Annotated in this window: 17 protein-coding genes and 2 pseudogenes; 7 read left to right on the top strand and 12 right to left on the bottom strand. The window is 58.2% G+C overall.

Annotation, left to right across the window (positions count from 1 at the left end; translation table 11 throughout):
- Nucleotides 1-118: 118 nt before the first annotated feature.
- From RGM3321_RS24470 to RGM3321_RS24480, 3 genes are all read right to left on the bottom strand, one after another.
- Nucleotides 119-325, bottom strand: a complete 207-nt coding sequence (locus RGM3321_RS24470; protein WP_244395183.1) for a hypothetical protein — start codon at nucleotides 323-325, stop codon at nucleotides 119-121.
- 62 nt (nucleotides 326-387) lie between these two features.
- On the bottom strand, nucleotides 388-2,436 hold the full coding sequence (locus RGM3321_RS24475; protein WP_244395184.1) for a ParB/RepB/Spo0J family partition protein: 2,049 nt from the start codon (nucleotides 2,434-2,436) through the stop codon (nucleotides 388-390).
- Nucleotides 2,437-2,515: 79 nt separating this feature from the next.
- A complete protein-coding gene (locus RGM3321_RS24480) occupies nucleotides 2,516-3,343 on the bottom strand; it encodes a DUF932 domain-containing protein (RefSeq protein WP_244395185.1) in 828 nt (275 codons plus the stop codon).
- 548 nt (nucleotides 3,344-3,891) lie between these two features.
- On the opposite strand from RGM3321_RS24480, the gene RGM3321_RS24485 reads away from it, so the two are divergent.
- Nucleotides 3,892-6,195, top strand: a complete 2,304-nt coding sequence (locus RGM3321_RS24485; protein WP_244395186.1) for an AAA family ATPase — start codon at nucleotides 3,892-3,894, stop codon at nucleotides 6,193-6,195.
- A gap of 66 nt (nucleotides 6,196-6,261) precedes the next feature.
- Here RGM3321_RS24485 and RGM3321_RS24490 read toward each other — a convergent pair whose 3' ends face one another.
- Nucleotides 6,262-6,558 carry a JAB domain-containing protein gene (locus RGM3321_RS24490; RefSeq protein ID WP_347880983.1) on the bottom strand — a complete coding sequence of 99 codons (297 nt, stop codon included), beginning with the start codon at nucleotides 6,556-6,558 and terminating at the stop codon, nucleotides 6,262-6,264.
- Between the two features lie 377 nt (nucleotides 6,559-6,935).
- Here RGM3321_RS24490 and RGM3321_RS24495 point away from each other — a divergent pair, with 377 nt between their 5' ends.
- On the top strand, nucleotides 6,936-7,892 hold the full coding sequence (locus RGM3321_RS24495) for an IS30 family transposase (RefSeq protein WP_244395187.1): 957 nt from the start codon (nucleotides 6,936-6,938) through the stop codon (nucleotides 7,890-7,892).
- A 371-nt stretch (nucleotides 7,893-8,263) separates the two neighbouring features.
- Here RGM3321_RS24495 and RGM3321_RS24500 read toward each other — a convergent pair whose 3' ends face one another.
- The 3 genes from RGM3321_RS24500 to RGM3321_RS24510 all read right to left on the bottom strand — a co-directional run bounded on the left by RGM3321_RS24500 (nucleotide 8,264) and on the right by RGM3321_RS24510 (nucleotide 11,359).
- Nucleotides 8,264-9,328: a PDDEXK nuclease domain-containing protein gene (locus tag RGM3321_RS24500; RefSeq protein ID WP_244395188.1), complete on the bottom strand. Its 1,065-nt coding sequence runs from the start codon at nucleotides 9,326-9,328 to the stop codon at nucleotides 8,264-8,266.
- Nucleotides 9,325-10,527, bottom strand: a complete 1,203-nt coding sequence (locus RGM3321_RS24505) for a site-specific integrase (protein WP_203320840.1) — start codon at nucleotides 10,525-10,527, stop codon at nucleotides 9,325-9,327. Before RGM3321_RS24505 ends, RGM3321_RS24500 begins: the two co-directional genes overlap by 4 nt.
- Before the next feature lie 397 nt (nucleotides 10,528-10,924).
- Complete coding sequence (locus RGM3321_RS24510; protein WP_279614126.1) at nucleotides 10,925-11,359, bottom strand: zinc-binding dehydrogenase; 435 nt, start codon at nucleotides 11,357-11,359, stop codon at nucleotides 10,925-10,927.
- A 271-nt stretch (nucleotides 11,360-11,630) separates the two neighbouring features.
- Between RGM3321_RS24510 and RGM3321_RS24515 the strand changes: the two are divergent.
- The 4 genes and pseudogenes from RGM3321_RS24515 to RGM3321_RS24530 all read left to right on the top strand — a co-directional run.
- Nucleotides 11,631-12,068: pseudogene (locus RGM3321_RS24515) on the top strand (transporter); the annotation flags it as partial.
- Nucleotides 12,029-12,370: pseudogene (locus RGM3321_RS24520) on the top strand (AraC family transcriptional regulator); the annotation flags it as partial. The pseudogenes RGM3321_RS24515 and RGM3321_RS24520, both read left to right, overlap by 40 nt.
- A gap of 38 nt (nucleotides 12,371-12,408) precedes the next feature.
- A complete protein-coding gene (locus RGM3321_RS24525; RefSeq protein WP_244395190.1) occupies nucleotides 12,409-12,633 on the top strand; it encodes a hypothetical protein in 225 nt (74 codons plus the stop codon).
- The gene (locus tag RGM3321_RS24530; RefSeq protein WP_244395191.1) at nucleotides 12,633-13,751 is read left to right on the top strand and encodes a metallophosphoesterase; all 1,119 of its coding nucleotides are present in this window, start codon (nucleotides 12,633-12,635) and stop codon (nucleotides 13,749-13,751) included. The genes RGM3321_RS24525 and RGM3321_RS24530 overlap by 1 nt, the downstream gene beginning before the upstream one ends.
- Before the next feature lie 45 nt (nucleotides 13,752-13,796).
- On the opposite strand, the gene RGM3321_RS24535 is transcribed toward RGM3321_RS24530, so the two are convergent.
- Nucleotides 13,797-15,401, bottom strand: coding sequence for an EAL domain-containing protein (locus tag RGM3321_RS24535; RefSeq protein ID WP_244395192.1), 1,605 nt, complete (start codon nucleotides 15,399-15,401; stop codon nucleotides 13,797-13,799).
- Between the two features lie 154 nt (nucleotides 15,402-15,555).
- Nucleotides 15,556-16,917 carry a PAS domain-containing methyl-accepting chemotaxis protein gene (locus RGM3321_RS28420; RefSeq protein ID WP_279614117.1) on the bottom strand — a complete coding sequence of 454 codons (1,362 nt, stop codon included), beginning with the start codon at nucleotides 16,915-16,917 and terminating at the stop codon, nucleotides 15,556-15,558.
- A gap of 255 nt (nucleotides 16,918-17,172) precedes the next feature.
- Between RGM3321_RS28420 and RGM3321_RS24550 the strand changes: the two genes are divergently transcribed.
- Nucleotides 17,173-17,619 (top strand): NUDIX hydrolase, encoded by a 447-nt coding sequence (locus RGM3321_RS24550; RefSeq protein WP_244395193.1) that lies wholly within the window; start codon nucleotides 17,173-17,175, stop codon nucleotides 17,617-17,619.
- Here the strand turns inward: RGM3321_RS24550 and RGM3321_RS24555 are convergent.
- From RGM3321_RS24555 to RGM3321_RS24565, 3 genes are read right to left on the bottom strand one after another with little or no spacing between them, the layout of a single operon-like run.
- Nucleotides 17,594-18,262, bottom strand: coding sequence for an RraA family protein (locus RGM3321_RS24555; protein ID WP_244395194.1), 669 nt, complete (start codon nucleotides 18,260-18,262; stop codon nucleotides 17,594-17,596). The genes RGM3321_RS24550 and RGM3321_RS24555 overlap by 26 nt on opposite strands.
- Nucleotides 18,259-19,038 (bottom strand): IucA/IucC family C-terminal-domain containing protein, encoded by a 780-nt coding sequence (locus tag RGM3321_RS24560; protein WP_244395195.1) that lies wholly within the window; start codon nucleotides 19,036-19,038, stop codon nucleotides 18,259-18,261. Before RGM3321_RS24560 ends, RGM3321_RS24555 begins: the two co-directional genes overlap by 4 nt.
- Nucleotides 19,035-19,826, bottom strand: coding sequence for an ABC transporter ATP-binding protein (locus RGM3321_RS24565; protein WP_244395196.1), 792 nt, complete (start codon nucleotides 19,824-19,826; stop codon nucleotides 19,035-19,037). The genes RGM3321_RS24560 and RGM3321_RS24565 overlap by 4 nt, the downstream gene beginning before the upstream one ends.
- Between the last annotated feature and the right edge of the window lie 5 nt (nucleotides 19,827-19,831).

Consider the following 19,831-nt stretch of genomic DNA (forward strand, 5'->3'; position numbering starts at 1 on the left):
ACCTTGCCCGCGCCAGCGGGCGCCGATGGCTGTACCGCGTGCAAGGCACTTGCACGTCCGCCACGTCGCCGCCTGGTCGAAGGCGGCGACGTGGCGATTTTGCTCTGGACGCTGCTCGTTATTCCTTGGTCTCGATGATCCACCACACGGCACGCGGCAAGGCGCGGCCCGTGATGGGATGCAAGTCGGTCAGGTCGGCGCAGGCTGTCCAGCCGGGGGACGGACGGTAGCCACGCACGTCGCCTTCGCCGTGCCAGCGGCGGGCGCGTACCGTGCCGGGCGCATAGGTCGCCGCCATGCGTGGGCGGCTGGTGGTGCGGGTCATGGGGGCTTCTCCTTCAAGCGAAGCGCCCCGGTTGAGGCCGGGGCGCTTGCCTTCGGCGCGGGTCAAGCGGCCAGTGCCTCGGCGGGTTCATCCGCCATTGCCTCGGCATCCTCCGGGGCGTCCTGCGTCTGCGTTTCCTCCGGCGTAGCTTCCGGGCCTTCGGTCTTGAAGATGGCGGGCATCCAGCCCGTACCATCGGCCAGCCGTTCGGCTTCGCTGGCAATGTCGGCCTTCTTCAACTTCGCCAGTCGGGCAGCGTGCGACGGTGCGAACTCGCCCACGGCTTCCAGAATCGCGGCCTTCGGCACATGCTGGAAATACCCGTCTGCGGTGGGCTGCCACCATGCGGCCATGTCCAGCCCCACGGCCTGCGCCAGTTCCGCGCCCGGCTGGTGCGCCGTGGCGCGAGGCGTCACCACGTCCACGGTCTCCGCCACGCATACCGCCAGCAACCGCACCAGTTCGCCTTGCTCCATCGCCAGCAGCGCGGCGAACAGTTCGGCGCTGTCCTGCGGCAGCGCTTCGCCCGCGACCCGCTGCAACTCGCGCAGGGCCACGGCGGCGCGCGATTCGGGCCAGTCGGGGGCCATGCCTTCCAGCCGGTCTTGCACTTTCAGGCTGACGCCCAGCGGCAAGTCGTGGCGGTAGTGGCTGTCCTGCAAGACGGTCTGCACCATGCCATGCACCAGCGCGGCCAGCGCGACTTGCGGATGCCGGGCCACTTCGATTTGCAGCGCGGCGGTGCGATGCGCGCTCAAACGCTGCGCCAGCCGGTCGGACAGGCTCGCGGCCTTGGGTTGCTCGGCGGCCTCGCCTTCGTCGTCGTTCCCGGCTTCGCCTTCCGCGCTGCCGAAACCCTGCCGCAAGCGTTCCAGCGTGCGCAGCGCCTTGGCTTCGGCTTCGCGCAGCAGCCCGCGATGAATCACGGCTTCGCCGCTGCGGTCGAGGGTGACGATGGCACCGGCCACGGCACGCACGTCCGGGGCGTAGCCCTGCAAGGCTTCCTCCACGGCTTGCAGTTCCCCGGCGACCTGTTCGCGGCGCGGTTCCAGCGCTTCGGTCTTGTCTTCGTCCTCGGCGTCGTACGCTTCTTCCAGTTCGGCGTCGATCTTGTCGAGGCGGGTTTGCAGCGATGCGATGCGGCGGGCTTCGCGGGCGCTCGGTTCGCGGCGCTGGCGCGGTGCGTTCTGGAACGCCTGCCGCTCTGCATAGCTCATGTGCGGCACGGCTTCGACCCACGCCCAACCCTCGGCGCGCACGTCCCCGGCCAGCGCATCCAGCTTGCCGCGCACCAGCGTTTCCAGCAGCGTGGCGTCGGTCAGGTAGGTTCCGGCATCGCCTTCCGCGAACAGATCGCGGCAGATGCCACCGCCCGCCGCCGTGTAGGCGTCCAGCCCGGCGAAGCACACCAGCGGATGCGTGGCGTCGATTTCGCGCTCGGTCAGGCGTTCGCGCAACGCGGACGCGCCACGCTGCCATTCGGGCGCACCGTAGAACGCGGCTTCCTGCGCGGCGTGGTCGTCGGTTATGGTCAGGGCCATCAACTGTTCCAGCGTGACGGCTGCGGCCCGGTAGTCGGCCAGCAGGCGCGGCGAGACGTTGGCCAGCTTCAAGCGGCGCTGCACCACCAGCGGGGACACGCCGAAGTCGGCGGCAATGTCCTCGATGGGCCGGCCTTCCTTGACCAGCGCGGCGAACGCCTCGAACTGGTCGGCCGGGTGCATCTGCTCGCGCAGCAGGTTTTCCGCGAGGCTGACGGTACGGGCCGAAGCGTCGGGCACCAGCAGGCAAGGCACCTCAAAGTCGGCGGCAATGCGCTTCTTCTTCGCCAGCAGCTTCAAGGCGGTCAGGCGGCGGTCGCCGGCCACCACTTCGTATTGCTCGCCATCGGCGGCGAGGATGACGACGAGGTTTTGCAGCAGGCCGATGCGGGCGACGCTCGCGGCCAGTTCGGGAATGGACAGGCGCGGGGTCTTGCGTGCGTTGCGCTTGGAGCGGCGCGGCAGCAACTGCGAGAGCGGAACCAAAATCAGGTTCTTGGTCGGGTCGGCCACTTCCAGCGGCGCGGCGGTTTCGATGGCTCGGGTTTCGATTTGGGTAACGGCGTTCATGGTGATAACTCCTTGCGGTTAGGGATGCAGCAGCGAGAGAAGCGGCAAGGGCTGCTGCCTGCCCCTGCCGCGTGGGGGTTCAGGCTTTCAACTGGCGCAGGCCATCGGCCAGCAGCCAAAGCGCACGGTTGAGGCGGATGTTTTGGTCGATGCCCTGCACCGGGCGGGTTTGCTGGCGGCGTCCGTTGACGCTGCGCCCCCGCAGGCCGCCTTGGGTCAGGTTCTCTTGCGTGCGGTTAAACACGCTCCACAAGTCCGGGCGGCGGTCGTCGTGGCGGCGCGGCATCAGGATTTGCGATTCCGTGATGGGCGCGGGCTTGTCGTGGGCGTCGTACTTGAGGGTCAGCGCGGCACGGGCGAACACTTCGGATTCGCCATCGTTCAAGGTGATGGCGCGCATGGCATCGCGGGATTCCTTCACTCGGTCGAAGCCGCTCAACACTTCATAAGCGCCTTCGATGACGTGCCCGGCCACGTCGCCCTTGTGGGGTACGCGTACATCGGCCATGGTGTCGCCGAATACCAATCCGTTCTGGCAGACAAAGCGCAGCAGGCCAGCCAGCAATTGATAGCTGCTGGTGCCGTCGTGCGAGTTCAGCAGGACGATTTCATTGGCTTCTGCATCGTTGATCTGGTTGGCATGGCGCAGCCGGATCATGTGCTTGGTGAAGTCGCGGCGGTCTTCGTTGCGCACGCGGGTCTGCGCCACCATGAAGGGCTGGAACCCTTCCTTGCGAAGCTCCGTCAGCACGGCGGCGGTGGGGATATAGGCGTACCGCTCGGAACGGCTTTCGTGCGGGGCGTCCGCGAAGATGGACGGCGCGACCTTGCGGATTTGATCGTCGGACAGCGGGTAATCGCTGCGCAGCGACGGGGAACGGGAAGCGAATCGGGATGTGAGGTGCATGGCATTTCTCCTGACGAAAAGGGTTTGCTGTTCAAACCGCACACCGGATTCCTAGATTCGGAGGCCCAGCCTTTCGGCTGTTTGGTGCGGTTGGCACGAGGAACCCGGTTGGCCCTGTTGCCACCGTCTTTCCTGAGTTCATCGCCCGCGACGGTCAGGAGCGCGCGAACGTGTGCCGTCAAGGAAACAAGCGCAGGGTTGGTGCGGCCCGCAGGCGCAGCCGAGGACACGGCCCTGCGCGCCTTGACGACACACGGGAGCGGGCTACGGTCGCGGGTAAGGTGATGAAGTCAGGGGAGACGGCTGGACAAGGCAACGGCCATCCCTGTGTGCCGACCGCACGCAAGCGAAGCGCGCAGGCCCGAAGCTGGAAGCCGGGCCGTAGGCGTCAACGATGCGGAAGGCTGGCAAAGCCAGTCCCACTAGGGATGAGCGACTAGCGAACCTGGAGCAGCGCGATCCGCGAAGCGGAGACGCAAGAGGACTCTTCGTTTACCATTTGTTTCGCAAGCAAACGCTGCCAAAGCAAGAACATGGAGGTCCTCGAAATGATCGTCTGCATTAACCGTCTCAAGCAATTCGGTATCTTCAGCGACTTCAATGGAACGAAGATCCAGAAGTTCGGCCGGTACAACCTTGTCTATGGCTGGAACGGAACAGGAAAATCTACCCTATCGAATCTATTCTCTTGCTTTGAGCTTCGCTCGATGGTTTCTCGATTCAGTTCGGGCCAGTTTTCAGTCGTTTTGGAGGACGGCTCAACAATTACGGAAGCCACACTCCCGTCATCCCAATTGAATATTCATGTTTTCAATCAGCACTTTGTGCATGAGAATATTGATTGGGACAAATCTGTAAAAAGCATCCTTCTCATTGCGAAAGAGAAGATTGATGACTTGCAGAAGCTGGAGAAGCTAAAGGGCGAACTTCAGTCTAAAAAGAAGGCTCACGACGACAAGCAAAGCGATATCAAGAAGCAGCGTGAGGCACTTGAGAAATTTCTGACCAATGCTGCTAGAAAAATGAAGCTAGGACTTCAGGCGATTGATACGAGCGACAGCTACTACCTAAATTACGACCGCCGTAAGCTCTCTAACTTCATTCAGAGTAACGGCGAGACCATTATCAAGGCTGAGTCGGTTCTTCCAGATGAGAAGGTTATCGACCTTACGAATGCCGCCAAGCCAGATCAGCTTCCAAGCATCACTTTCGCCTCAACGGCCGTTGAGCCTGACTACTTTAAGAAGGCGGCAGGCCGCATCAGAGATTTGATTGGGACTACGGCGGTCAATCAAGCTGTCCAGCGGCTGACTGATAACCCGGACATCCGTGACTGGGTTCAAACAGGCTTGGAAATCCATAAACACCACGACTCTCAATCCTGCGAGTTCTGCGGCTCTCCGTTCACCCAGCTTCGTGCCGAGGCACTTGCTGCCCACTTCAGTAAAGAGTTCACAGAGTTTCAAAGCCGACTTCAGAACGCCGCAACTTGGATTGAGTCTCAAGGCGCTCCGGCCAATCAGTTGCCCGCAGCGACGGAGTTTTATAAAGAACTATCGGTCGAGGCAGAGAAGATCCAGAAGGAATACGTATCTGCTGCTGAGAAGATCGACCAGCAAATGGAAGGATGGCGGGAAGCTCTGAAGGCCAAGATCACAGACCCAGCAAAGACAGACATTCAGATCTCGGATGTGATTGAAGACGATGTCACAAATTTCAATGACATCCTGAAGTCGATTACTGCGCTCGTCGGAAAGCACAATAATAAGACTTCAAACTTCAAATCTGAGACCTCGAAAAGCAAGGTCGCACTGGAGCTTCACTTTGCTGCGGCCGAGGTGCAAGAGTTTGACTATGCTGGAAGCGAAAAGAAGTGCAATGACCTTGAGGCCGAAGCAAAGAATGACCACAAGGAAATTGAAAAACTTGGTCAAGAGGTCGGAGCCATAGAGGCGCTGCTCTCAAATGAAACGGTTGGGGCGAAGGAGTTCAATGACATCTTGCATCGCTTCATCGGCCGCTCTGAGCTTTGCCTGAACTTTAATCAGAAGAAGAAAGGCTATGAGATCATAAGAAACGGCGTGGGTGAGCATGATGGGAATTTGAGCGAAGGTGAGAAGACTGCGATTGCCTTCGTCTACTTCATTACAAAGCTCAAAGAAAACGGAAACAACATCAAGGACACGATTGTCGTCGTTGATGATCCGGTCTCAAGCTTTGATTCAAATCACCTGTTTCATGCCTATTCGTTCCTGAGAACTCAGTGCACTGAAGCCAAGCAACTTTTTGTGCTGACTCACAACTTCACGTACTTCAAGCTAGTGAGAGACTGGTTCACTGGAACAAATAGGAACCGTGCTAACAAGGGCAAGCCCGAGAATTGCTTCTTTTATCGCCTGGATGCGCCACCTGGCTCCCCTCGCCACTCGCTACTTGTGGATGCCGACGACTCTCTGAAGAACTACGGTTCGGAGTACCACTATATCTTCAAGAAGCTCTATGAATACAGGGCGCATACGACTCTTAACCGAGATGAAGCATTCTTAACGGCGAATCTTGCCCGCAAGCTCGTTGAATCGTTTTTCACTTTCAAATATCCAAAGCGGAGAAGCGACATCAGTCAATTGATGGATGCGGGCCTGAAAGACTGCACCATCACAACACCGGAGCTTAAGGAAAAAATCTACCGCTTTATCAACAAATATTCGCATAGCGACGTAATCGAGATAACCGAGGAGTCCACAGAAAACTTGGCTGGAGAGAGCCATAGCGTCATCGGTCAAATCTTTCAGTGGTTGGAGGAAGTGGACAAGAAACACTACGATGAGATGATTCAGGTTGCGACGGCCTGAGCATCAAGCCAGCGAGGGCGAGAGTTGTGCCGGCAGGCGCAGAAAAAGGGGCCGAAGCCCCATGAGCTAGATCAGCCCACGCTCTGCGAACGATGCCGTTGCGTTGCCAGCAACGATGATGTGATCCAGCACGCGCACGTCCACCAGCCCCAGCGCCTCCTTGAGTCGCTGGGTCAGTGCCCCGTCGGCACCGCTCGGCTCGGGATTGCCGCTCGGGTGGTTGTGCGAAACGATGACTGCCGCCGCGTTGAGCCGCAGCGCCTCCTTGACCAGCTCGCGCGGATACACCGATGCGCCGTCGATGTGTTCCAGATAATGACCGGAAAAGTTCCTTTCGGCGTTTATCTCCAGGCTGCTGTCAATGTGCAGAATAAAAATAGAGAGCCTTGGCCGGACTTCATGACGTCAAACCCGCAATATAAGATTCTTGCGCAGCAGTTACAGGCCCTCGTGGAAGACTGCCTTCAGTACAACATTGCGGACCGTCCTACCGCTGATGATGTTGTCGCGAGAATTTCTAATCTTTGCTTTATCGGCGTTGATAGAAAGGTTGGAAGTGTGGCCAACCTAATTCAAAATGGATATAGAGGCTTCATAGACGGCGACGACGGTGTAACGACCTTTTTTAGTCGAGAAAGCGTTTATGGGTGGCGAATTCAACTCTCAATCGCAACACCAAGGGTTGTGAAGCGGTCCAGGCGACATGACCTGAACCACTTCACCGCCAAGTGGAGTTGCCCATGTCATCCAGTCGCCTGGACCTGTCGGAACGATACCGTCTCCACGCCCTGCACGAAACCAGTCTGTCGCTGCGTGCGATCGCCGATACGTTGGGACGTGCGCCGAGCACGATCAGCCGCGAACTGCGTCGCAACCGGCATGGCGGTCGGTATACCCCTGAGCAAGCGCAGCGCGCCAGCCAACAGCGACGCACGCAGGCCAGTCAGCGTCCGCGCATCGGTGCCGAGCGCATCGCGCAGATCGAGGCCTTGTTGGCCGAAGACTTCAGTCCTGCACAGATCGCCGGCCGCACCGGCCTTGCCAGTCACGAATGGATCTATCGGCACATTTATGCCGATCAGCGATGTGGTGGTCAGCTGTTCGGGCACTTGCGCCAACGCCGCCGCAAGCGGCGTCGGCGTGGCGTCCGCGATGGCCGTGGCCAACTGAAGGATCGGCGCAGCTGGAAGGAACGTCCGGCCGTTGTGGAGCAGCGCCGCCGCATTGGCGATTGGGAGTTGGACACCCTGCGCGCCTCGCACGGCAAGGCAGTGGTGGTCAGCATGACCGAGCGCCGCAGTCGCCTGCATCTGCTTGCCTACTCGCCCGATGGCACGGCCGAGAACGTGCGTAACGCCATCGTCCAACGCCTGGGTAAGCTGCGCCAGCACGTGCATACCCTGACCGCAGACAACGGCAAGGAATTTGCCGACCATCGGCTCATCGCCACCGCGCTGCAGGCCGATGTGTACTTTGCCGATCCGTACTCGCCCTGGCAACGCGGCAGCAACGAAAATGCCAATGGACTCACACGGCAGTACTTGCCACGACACACCGACTTCAGCACCATCACCGACGAGCACCTACGATGCATCGAACAACGTCTCTACAATCGACCACGCAAGATACTCGCATTCAAAACGCCCCTCGAAGTCTTCTCCGAGGAATTTAAAAACAGCGTTGCGAACCAGAGTTGAATTCGCCGGTCAAAATCATCAGCCACGCCTGGAAAGAGAGTGTGCTACTCGAATTTTCCGGGGTCGCCGCGTGATCGAGGTCATCCGATCATTGTTATCGAATGATTTTGTAGTAATTAGGGGGGCTCCACCGTCCCCCTCCTTTTTCAGATTTACGCCAGGCAACGCTCGGCAAACGGTAGATTCTCCAGCCCTGAGTAGCCCAACGAGCACTTCGCCACCAGTACCAGAGCTACCTTGAGCCGCTGCATCAGCAGATGATCGGCCTGCTAAAGATCAGGAATCCCGCTAGGATGGTTGTGGGAGATTGGAGGCGAGATGCCGAGATAGCTTGAGCGGCACGCTGGGAAACCGGGCTGTTTGAGACAGGGCTAATCGTTGCCCGTTTCTCGCTGTTCCATCTGCAGCTGCGCCCGCTGAGTTGCCTGTTGTAGCCGCTCCACCAGCACGCCCCTCGGCGGCAAGGCTGTCAGGTACTCGGCAACGTGGATTCCTGACTTGTCCAGTTCCAGCAATTCGATCTGCTCGCGTTTCTTGCCGGTGCAAAGGATGATCCCCAGCGGCGAGGCTTCCTCCGGCTCCCGTTCGTGCTTGTCGAGCCACCGAAGGTAAAGCTCCATCTGCCCTTTGTAGGCCGCCTTGAACTCGCCGACCTTCAACTCCACCGCCACGAGCCGCCGCAGCTTGCGGTTGTAAAACAGCAGGTCGAGGTGGAAGTAGTCGCCATCAATTTGGATGCGCTTCTGCCGGGCCACGAAACTGAAACCCGCGCCAAGCTCCAGCAAGAACGACTCCATTTCGCGGATGATCGCCGCCTCTAAGTCGCCTTCCTGCCAAGTGTCCCGCAGCCCCAGGAAGTCGAGGATGTAAGGGTCGCGCATGACCAGGGCGGGCGACATGCGCTGCGCATTGCGAATCGTCGCCAGTTCTTGCACGATCGTCTCGCCCGGCTTTTGGGACAATGCCGTACGCTCGTACAGCATAGAGTCGATGCGCTCGCGCAACGTCCGCACGCTCCAGCGTTCGGCACTCGCCATCTGCGCGTAGTAGTCACGCTGGAGCGGGTCCTTCAGCGGGATCAGCGCGATGAAGTGCGTCCAGCTCAATTGTCGTATCAGTGATACGACAATCTGCTCGTCGGGAAAGGTGGCGGCGAACTGCATCATGCGTCGCAGGTTCTTGACCGCAAAGCTGCTGCCATACTCCTTCACTAACTGCGCCGCCAACGTCAACACAACCTCCTCACCGTAATCGGCCCGCCGGCCCTCCAAGACCTGCGTGTGGATGCGCTGGCCGATGCGCCAGTAGAGCATCGTCAGTTCGCTATTCACAGCCGAGGCGGCGCGCTGCCGCGCCGCCTCGATCAGCACTCGAATCTCGCCCAACAGTACCGCCGGCGCTGCGGGCGAAGGCGCGGATACCCTGCGCCTGGTCATGCTGTCGCTTCCGCAGGCGGTTGCTTGGCACCGGTGATCGTCTTGCGCCGGTTCGCCACCAGTTCGGCCGCCTCGCGCACCGGATCGTCCTCGGTATGGACATAGCGCATGAACATCACGACGGTCTTGTGCGCCGTCAACGCCATGCCGACCTTGACCGGGATACCTGAATTGGCAATGTCGGTCGCCGAACGATGGCGGATGCCGTGCGTACCCACATGCGTCGCGCCCCCCGCCTTGAGAGCGCGGCACCAGCCGCCGTAATACTCGCCCGTGGTCAGATGCTGCCCCGGATGGCGTGGCGACGGCAGCACATAGGGATTGCCTTCCTGCCTCGGTGCCGTCGAAAGCAGCCGGTAGGCTTCCTCGCTCATGGGCTTGGACATGCCGCCGGTCTTGCTGTCGGGCCAGACGACGCGCCGATTCTCCAGATCGACCCATTCCCATTCGAGCGTGACGATTTCGGACCGGCGGGCGGCGAACTCGAATTGCAGGCGAATCGCCAGCGGGATGACGTAGTTCTCAAGCCCTTCGGCCTCTATCTTGTCGAGCTGCCGGAACAGCTTGCCCATGTCCTCGTCGCTAATGAGGTGGGTGGACTTACCGGCAGGGAACATCGGGACGTGGCGGCAAGGATTGGTGCCGTCTGGCCGATAGCCCCACACCTCCGCCATGTTGAACATCTTGCGCAGGATGCTGAACGCCTTGTTGGCCTCGGTCTGCTTGTATGAAAGCTTTTCCATCAGCCCGGCAACGTCCGGCCGCTTCACGTCGTGAACCTTTTTGCGGCCCAGCAACGGGATGATGCAGCGGTTGATGACGCCTTGATAGCCGACTCGGGTGCTGGGCTTGTTGCGCTTCCTGGAGTAGTCCTCCATGAACTTCTTGCATAACTCCTCAACGGTGGGTGCCTGGCGCGCCTCGGCCTTGTCCGCTGCAGGATCGCCGCCCCGGCGCACCTGAGCCAGCCATTCCTGTGCCAATGAGCGGGCCTGTTCGACGGTCAATTCGCCGAACAGGCCCAAGGCCGGCTTGCGTCGCTCGCCCGCGTTCGTCCGGTACTGGAGCATGAACACCTTGCGACCGGCCGGCGTAATCTTGCACAGGAAGCCGGGAACGAGGGTGTCGCGCAGCTCGATGGCTTGCGCCTGGGGTTGTGCCGCATCGACTGCGGACTTGGTGAGTTTGATCTTAGCCATGATGACTCCTCGGAAAGACCCGATTCCAAGAGCCGGATAGGAGTCAGGCGATCGGAAGTCAGGTCAGGTTTCGGAAAGCACCGGCATATGTTGAACTCGCCTAAGTTATTGATAAACCTGCTGTATCGGGCTGCGGCATAGTCCAGCGAATTTCGGTGTTGGAGTCATCGTGAAATAAAAAAACCCGCCGAAGCGGGTTGTTTTTTCCATCAATACCATTCCGACATCCTGTCGGTAGCCATCCCGGCAATGGTGATCATCCGTGACCTGTGAAGCGCTTCCTGCGCTTGCAGTTGATGGGTGTAGATTGCTCCTTCGCCATGGCGCCGTACAGAGTGGATCCACTCCAGATCGTGTAAGCCTTTTGCTACTCTCCGGATGATCCTGTGCCCTGCCCTCAGTCGCGCTCAAACTCGATCAACACCTTTCCAATATGCTTTGCCGCAGCAAAATAAGCATAGGCCTGGGGTGCATCAGCGAATTTGAACGTCCTGGCAACGACGGTTTCAACCCCATTTGCCTCGATTGCGCGTATGAGGTCGACAAACATGGCGCGACTACCATCGGCAATGCCCCTGATGGTTACAATTTTCAGGATGAGGGACAGATAATCGGGAATCGGAGAGTGCTGCCCCGGAGTCACACCAATGACCGCGATACGTCCGTTGACGGCAGCGGCAGCGATGGATTGCCCCAGGGTGTCCTGGCCTCCGGTTTCGAGGATGATGTCCGCACCAGTATTATCGGTGAGCGCCATGACTTGCGCAGCCCAGTCAGGGTGTGTTCGATAATTGATGGTAATTTCCGCGCCCATCTGGCGGGCGATGTCCAGTAACCATGAGCCGCTGCTGCAGCGTCAATTGAGAGATAGCTTTTTGCGATTAAGATGCGTAATACATCCATACATATATTTATTTATGGGCACTCTCTCCGCCATCCTGGCGCTCTCAGTCAACTCTGGCCGCTCCACTCAAGTATTGCGATAACCCGGTTATTACAGTCGAGGTGCCAAGCGAAGTCTTCTGCTCACAACTCCAAAAATAGTGCCGCGCCGATGACACTGAAAATATCCTTGCCAGCCTGCCTGGTGCTTAGCTTCATGCCATTTCTCGCTGACCCCCTACTGGGCAGCCACCTGGATGCCTGCGCCGCGCTGGGAAATGAGTTGGCGTCTCAACTACCTGTACAACTTCAAGAACGACGACCCGGCGAGCAGTTCGCAGCAGTTTTTCGACGGGCAGGCAGTTCGCAACACGCAATCAGGCCAGTCGGCGTGGGCCAACTTCACCGCGTCGTATGAAGTGTTCCCCAAGGTTTCCGTCGGCATCAACGGCTACTACTTCAGGCAGATATCGGATGATCAGGTCAACGGCAGCCGCTTGAGTGACTCCCGGGAAAAAGTACTCGGCATCGGACCTGGCTTGTTCTGGAAGATAAGCGAACCGCAGGCGTTCTGGCTGAATACCTACAAAGAGACCGGCGTCGAGAACCGCTCGCGCGCGGATTACATGGTGCAGGTTCGTTACGTTCACACGTTCTGACCGATGTCCGTGTCCGCCCATATTTGGTGGGCGATACTCTTGTAAAGGTGATGCTTGATGAACGCACTCGACTCGATAGACAGCAAACAATCCCTGGCTGCCATCTGCCTGATGACTTCCGTCTGTTCAAGCAGAATCGCCTCAAAGCCTATATTGAACGTCACCTTGCCGACCGGGACCTGACTGTGGAGCGCATCGCCAGCGTCGAACAGTGTTCGGTGCGCAGCCTGCACAGGACATTCCAGGTGGAACAGGGTTGTACGGTCAGTGAATATATCTGGCAACGACGCCTGTCGCGTTGCAATCAAGCGATGGTTTCATATCGGTTTCGAGCCGTGCAGTGCTGGCAAAAGCACGTCAGCTCGACAATTGGCGCGCGTTGCAAGAAACTTGGCGGCACGGTCTGCTCGTATCGGCATTGCGCCTCGGCACCATGACCTCCAGCATCCCTGCTCCCCAATACGCTGCAACGGGCGGCGTTCGGCAGGACCAGATCGACCTCATTACTGCCCGTGCCGTTGACGCAGTTATCCACTTCATCGATATCGCCAACGGAGCACGTTAATGTTTCATGTCATGTTCAGCATGCCCTGCCTGTACGTCATCGCCCGATTCCTATGGCCGATGCCCTGGGCGTTATCGGCGAAAATCGCCGTTGCGGTGCTGCTTGTCCTTGCCTCGCAATACCATCTGTATTGCCGTTTTTCCTCCGGCAGCGTGTTCTCGCCGGAATTTCCACGCTACATCGTGATGCTGTTCAACTGGGCATTCGGCGCGATCCTGTTGCTTGCGGTACTGCAAATCATCGTCGACATCGGCACATTACTGACGATGCTGGTGCGCCGACAAACACTGACCATTCCGGCCAATCTGCGCTACGTCATCGGTGTAGCGTCCCTGGTGCTGGCGGCAATCGGCGTGCAGCAGGCCGTGCGCGTGCCGCCTGTGAAAGACATCCAGATCGCGATCAAAAACCTGCCTGTGCAATTCGAGGGCTACAAGGTATTGCAACTGACGGACATGCACATCAGTCGCCTGTTTGACGCGCCGTGGACGCAGGCGGTGGTGCAGCAGTCGAATGCGCTGGGAGTGGATCTGATCGTCATCACCGGCGACCTGATCGACGGCTCGCTCAACGACAGGAAGCAGGATATCGAAGCTTTACGCGATTTACGGGCGCCGGATGGCGTGTATGTCATACCCGGTAATCATGAATACTTTTTCGACAACCAGGCGTGGATGCAGCACTTCGTCTCGCTGGGGATGGTGCCTCTCGCAAACAGCCACACCCTGATCGAGCGCGACGGCGCAAGGATCGCTCTGGCCGGGGTCACCGATGTGACCGCACCCAAAACCGGCTTCCCCGCGCCAGACGTTGAAAAAGCCATAGCAGGCATCGCAAAAGACACGCCGATCATCCTGCTCGACCATCAACCCAGAAACGCGCGGGAAACCGCGACTAAAGGGGTGGCTGTACAACTTTCCGGCCATACCCATGGTGGAATGATCTTCGGTCTTCACCGCCTGCTGGCCATGGCCAACGGGGGATTTGTGTCGGGGTTTTATGATGTCGGCGGTATGCAGCTGTACGTCAACAACGGCACCGCACTCTGGCCCGGATTTGCCATTCGTCTTGGCCAGTCTTCGGAGCTGACCCAAATTACGCTTCGGCGGGCGCCGTAGCTTGCCATCAGTGGGGCGCCACATGCTGTGCGCCCAACGTTCGTGCTACCCGGCACTGGCGGCTCGCGCCCTTACCGGCCCGTAGGGCTCGGCCATTGCCAGCAGCGCAGTCACCTGCGCCAGAGGCAAGGGCCGTCCGAACAAGTAACCTTGAGCAAAATCGCACTCATGGGAGGCTAACCAGTCTGCCAGTTGCTCGTGCTCCACTCCCTCAGCGGTGATTTTCATGCGCAGACTTTTCCCCAGAGCAAGGATGGCCTTGACCATCTCGTTCTGGTTCTCCAGGGTTGTGTCAAAGAACGATCTGTCGATTTTTATCTTGTCGATGGCCAGTTTGGTCAAATGATAAAGCCCTGAATAGCCAGTACCGAAATCGTCCAGCGCTACGCTCACACCCATAGCGCGCAAGCGCTCCAGGTTCAGGCGTGCACTGTCGACATTGGCCACAAGAGCATTTTCCGTCACCTCCACTTCCAGCCGACTCAGTGGAAAGTTACCTTCGCTGGCCACGTGTGCCAACCAGTCGGGAAAATCCGCGTCTTCGATCATCAATGAAGTGACGTTTATGGCCAGCGTAAAGTCGCTCGGCCAGTCACGCGCCTGATCGAAGGCCTGAAGCAGGAGACTTTCAGTGAGTTGCTTGATTAGACCCAGCTGTTCTGCCACGGGTATGAAGTCAAGCGGCATGATAATTCCGCGCTCGGGGTGCAGCCATCGCGCCAATAGTTCGAACCCCGCGAGGCGTTGTTCCGGAAGATTGACAATAGGCTGATAGAACGGCTGGATCTGCTTTTCCTCAATAGCCTGCCTCAATTCCTGCGCGAACAACTCCTGTTGGCGTTGTTCGCGCTCGAAACTCACTTCATAAAAGTTAAACGTAGCGCGGCCGCCGTTCTTGCCTCTGTACATGGCGCCGTCGGCATGCTGCAGCAGGACGTCGGCATCCGAACCGTCCAACGGCGCAATTGCAATGCCCAGGGTCGCACTAAGCGCTAAACGCGGAAAATTCGCATTGGACGTTGCGATTTTAGCCAACACACTTTCAGCCAGCGTTGCCAGCTCAACCTGACTGAAGTCACCACTGACCGCCAGGCCGAACTCGTCCCCGCCCAGTCGCCCCACTGAAGCCTGCCAGCCTGCAGTGGCCTCTCGCAGACTTTCCGCAACGGCGCAAATCGCCGCGTCTCCTACTGCATGCCCGTGGGTGTCGTTGATCTGCTTGAATTTATCCAGATCGATCAGGAAAACGGCGGTTTGCGAAGATGGCTGCTCCAGGCGCGCAACCAGCTGCTCGTGAAACACGCGCCGATTGAGCAGGCCGGACAAGGGATCGTGACGGGCCAGAGAGTCGCTGAGCGCCTGCGACTTCAGCAAGTCGTTGTAGCTGTCTTGCAAGCGTTGCATCAGGCGCTTCAAAAGAATGAACGGTACGACCATCGACAGCAACGCAAACCCGGTCGACGTCAATACAAAACGCCAACGCTCGGCATCTTCGAAGTCCTGATCATACGGTAAGTTCATGGCGTACATGGCGAAGGACTCAAGCTTGAATTCCCACGCTATGGCCAACAAAAAAATAGAAAACAGGTAAAGCCACAACAGGGTGTAAAGGTATTTACGAACCATGTGCGGACTGCTGATGAATGACATGAACGCTACGCTCGAATGACGGCAGGTGTACGACTGCAAGCAGTTCAGCGGTCGCCAGACTTCACGCTTACCGGCATTCGCTACGCCCTATTGTCCCTTGCCAGGATGATGACCGGGAACACTACCGGGCTCGATAGTGTTCCGCCGTTTGCAACTAACTCGAGCGCTGATCGACAAATCGACTGACGGCCCGAACTACTGTGTTGGCGCCTTGCTGGATCTCCTGCATGACACGATCTGCATCGTTAGCCAGCACCAGCGCCTCGGAAGCCTGCTCGGTACTGCGCACAATCACGCCCACGGCATCTGAAGCAAGGCTCTGATTGGTCTTCACGACGTTTACGATTTCTTCTGCCGCTTTGGTCGTGCGGGAGGCCAACTGGCGTACCTCATCGGCCACCACCGCGAACCCCCTGCCCTGTTCGCCCGCCCTCGCGGCTTCAATAGCTGCGTTCAACGCAAGCAGGTTGGTTTGCTCGGCGATTCCACTGATGGTTTTTATGATCGTTCCAATGACCTGACTTTGAGAGTCCAGCGCCTCGATGCCGCGCGTGGCCTCTTGCATCGAAATTGTCAGTTGGCCCAGCATCTGCAGGGTGTCCTTGATGACTTTTCGGCCTTGCTGTGCACTGCCGTCGGTATCGATAGATGTTTGATAGGCCATCTCCGACGCTTCAGCGACCGCTTTCTCACGCTCAACCTGTTCAGTAATGACCGTTGCAAACTTGGCGATTTTATAGAGCTTGCCATTGGCGTCGGTAATCGGGTTATAGGACGCTTCCAGCCATACATCACGACCGGACTTGTCGACGCGTCGGAAACGATCAACGATAAATTCACCCCGACGCAGCCTTTCCCAAAACAGCGTATAGGCGTCAGAGGCAGACTCTTCAGGCAAACAAAACATCTTGTGATGTTTTCCCTTTATCTGATGCAACTCGTAACCCATTGCTTTCAGAAAGTTGTCATTGGCTGCGATAACTATTCCATCGAGGGTGAAGTCAATAACGGCGGTGGACCGTTGCAGCGCGTTTACAAGGGCTTCGTTCTCGCGAGAGGCTTCAATGGTGCGCGTCAAAACGCTTGAGTAAAGCGTGATCTGCTCCACACCGCCGGTTTCATTTTTAAAGGGAACGACCACGGTTCTCAGCCACACTCTGGCCCCTGTTTTGCTGACCAGGCGCAAGGTGCCGCTGAAATGTTTGCCGTCCCGAATCGCCGCCAGGGCGCGCTTCTGGTGAACATCACCGCTCAGCTCTGGCGGGCTCAATTCAGAAAGACTGCGCCCGGCAATCTCGGCTTGTGCATAGCTCAGCTCTGTCTCGAACAAGGCATTGACTGACTGCACTTTACCCGCCCCGTCCAGAACGGCGGCAACTGTCTCCAGATTCAGAATTTGCCCTGCTTGTTCAAGCATGGCGAGGCGGCGCTCCAATGCCTTGTTGGTTTTTTTCAACTGAGAGTTAAACATTGCGGCTATCCGGGACAGTTTGGGCTTGCCACCTTCATCGGTCATAGAAGCGAAACCTTTAGCGCCCCCGCCAACTAAACGCCGGAAAATCCTGATATGAATTCCGAAGTCTGATTTGGGATCCAGATTGCCGGTTTAGTCGTACGATAACGGTTAATACAGGACGATTAATTTTAAGTTTGCACGGAATTAAGTTGTAAGCTGGCTGTCGGCCAGCTATTCCACCTGAATAATAGCTGAACAACCAGCTGATAACGTCTGCGTATGACTCATGCAAAACGCTGGCAAGGAGACCTATTTATGTCAGAATCGCGCATTCGGGCCCTCGCTCTTTGCGTTTTTCACCACCAGGGAAAAATACTGGTCAACGAATTCCACGACGTCGTTGCAAAGCAAACGCTTTTTCGCCCTATTGGCGGAGGCATCGAATTTGGCGAACGGAGTATCGATGCCGTCGTCCGGGAAGTGTATGAGGAACTGGGCTTTTCGATCAGCAACGTTCGGTTGATTGGCACGTTGGAGAGCATTTTTACCTGCGCGGGCAAGCGAGGGCACGAGATCGTCCAGGTCTACGATGCAAGATTTGACGACGCAGAAATCTATAAGAAGCCTTGGCTGGATGGCCTTGAAAGCGACGGGGCAACTTTCAAGGCCACGTGGCATTCTGGTTCCAGTTTTACCCGTGAATCTACGCTTGTACCTGAAGGGCTATTTGATCTACTCAAGAATGCGTCTCTGCTGGATTAATGTGCTGACCGGCAGCAGGTGCTTTATCCCTGTCCAGTCGTCGCAAAAACTCCTCGCGTCTCTCATGGTCCGCTTGTTCCTTGGCCAGCAACCCAGGCAACAACTCACCCGCCTGCTGCGCACTCAGGATAAACACTCCGTCGTCATCGCCAATGGCAATGTCTCCCGGATTAACGACAACCCCACCGATATTGATTGGCCCATTGAGTTCGCCACGTTCCCCCAGACTTCGCGTGGTCACCGCACTGATACCTCGACTGAATACCGGCAGACGATGTTCGCGTAAGGCGGCGACGTCGGTGACCGCACCTGAGATGACTACGCCAGCCAGGCCCTTGATGAGCGCGGCCAAGGTACGCAATTCGCCCCAGCAGGCGCAATGATCGTCACCGACGCATTCAATGACCAGAACATCGCCAGGCAGGCTGTTAAGCAATGCATTGCGCAGGATGCTGCCATCGGGCAGCTCTACTTTGACTGTAACCACGTTGCCGACCAGTCGCGCGCCGTCGAACAGCGGTCTGATCCCTGGCAGATAGCCGCTGTCGGTCAGGTGGCCGATGGTAGAGGCGGCAATGCCCCGGTATTGCTCTATCACGGCGTCGCTGAGCTGTTGCTGGCGGTGTGCAATGTGCTTGTTCATCGACATTTTTTTGGCCTCAATAACGGGCAGGTCGAGCAATACTCGACGGGGTTGCTGGCGTCGTAATAGAAGCAGCAAGTGCGCCGAAAACGGATGCTTTTGCCTTCGGCCTCCAGCAAAACCGGTGGGCGGCGGAAGTGTTTCAACGGGTTGTAGTTCAGGCCGAACAGCGCCGGGTCGGCCTGATTCAGCAGCCAGTCGAAATCGGCTTCATAGCGCTGTCGAATCGCCGGGTCTTCAACCTTTTCCATACGTTTGTCGTACAGCGAATAGACACGTACGGCAGTGTTTTCCCAGAGGATGCGCCGGGAAATGCCAGTGATACGGTTGAAGGTCTCCCATAGAGGCTGCAGCAGGTCGCGGAACAAGTTTCCGACAATCACCTCCCGCCACGCCTCGCGAGTACCCGATTCATAACCCACAGGTGTTACGTCGTCCAAGGGCATTGAAGAGGTCCACAGGCCCTCATCGTGTGCGTATTCGATCACGCTGTTGTCCAGTGACAGGATCAAGCCCTTGTCGTAGACCGACATGGCGTAAAGGCAGGCACCGGTGCTCAGGAAGGAAAAGCGCTTGGCCAGCAGCGACGCAGTGATCGCCTGCGTCGGAGAGCCGATGACCGGCCCCAATGCTGCAAGCAATTGTTCGCACACGTTGTAGTCCAGCAACGCACGGGCTGGCAACGAGCGGGTATCGCGGTCAACTGCGTGTTTAAGGCGCAACGCCCCGGACAGCAGTGCCCATTCGGGTTCGCTGAAAGCCTGTGCCAGGCTCATTGCGGCAGTTCCCGGCCAAAGGGAATGCACAGCGGCGTACCAAAGAACGGGTCGGCGATGATCCGGCAATTAAGGCCGAAGACCTGCTTGACCAGTGCTTCACTGAGAATGTCGGCCGGACGCCCCTGGGCGAAGGCGGTACGCTCGTGGACGGCGACCATATGATCGGCATAACGACAAGCCAGGTTCAGATCATGCAGGACCATGACGATGGTCTTGCCTTCCTGGCGATTGAGGTCGCGTAACAAGTCCAGCACTTCGATCTGATGAGCCAGATCGAGAAAGGTCGTCGGCTCATCCAGCAATACGATGTCCGTATCCTGGGCCAGCGTCATGGCGATCCACGCGCGCTGACGCTGGCCGCCTGACAGGGCATCAACGGGCCGCTCGGCCAGTTCCTGCATACCGGTCTGCGCCAGCGCCCGTTCGACCATGGCTTCATCCTGAACGGACCATTGCTGCATCCAGTTCTGATAGGGATAACGGCCCAGCGCCACCAGCTGACGTACGCTGATGCCTTCCGGCGCGCTTGGCATTTGCGGCAGAATCGCCAGTTCACGCGCGACCGTAGCAGTGGATTTCTGGTGGATATCGGCCCCGTTGAGCACCACAGTGCCCTGCTGGGGCTTGAGCAAACGCGCCATGGATTTGAGCAAGGTGCTTTTGCCGCAACCGTTACTGCCGATCAGCACGCTCACCTGGCCTGCGGGCAACTGCAGATCAAGGCTGTCGATGATCACCTGCCGCTGGTAACTCAGGGTCAGGTCGTGGGTTGCGATTGACGCCATCCGTA

This window comes from Pseudomonas sp. RGM 3321, assembly GCF_022836805.1.
In the GTDB taxonomy this organism is placed as follows: Bacteria; Pseudomonadota; Gammaproteobacteria; order Pseudomonadales; family Pseudomonadaceae; genus Aquipseudomonas.